The organism is Paraburkholderia sp. SIMBA_053 (assembly GCF_046534895.1).
Classification (GTDB): Bacteria; Pseudomonadota; Gammaproteobacteria; order Burkholderiales; family Burkholderiaceae; genus Paraburkholderia; species Paraburkholderia caledonica.
In genome coordinates, this window is record NZ_JAWRXU010000475.1 from 1 (window position 1) to 284 (window position 284).

Annotated in this window: 1 protein-coding gene; it reads right to left on the reverse strand. The window is 54.9% G+C overall.

Going from position 1 to position 284, the window contains the following annotated elements:
* On the reverse strand, window positions 1-284 hold a 284-nt coding region (locus tag SB753_RS36490; RefSeq protein WP_410804985.1), incomplete at both ends, for a contractile injection system protein, VgrG/Pvc8 family.

Sequence of the window (284 nt, forward strand, 5' to 3'; positions counted from 1 at the left end):
GAGCCCAGAAATCGCGCAGTATGAACGTAGCCATGACGCGGTAAATACGACGAGTCAGTCTGTTGAGTCCAGAGCGTCACCGGTTTCGCGATGAGGGATTTGAGCTCGATAGAATCTTTTAGGGAAGCGACATCGACAGTAAAGTCGTAGTTGCGTCCAATGCGTGAAGTGCCGACCACGCGGACTGGCACCAGCGTATTTCCGCCCAACGCAGTATCCAGCTTCAACAAGCGTCGAGATTGGTCCATCCCCGCGCCCAGCACCGTTGCCAGGTCATTTACCGT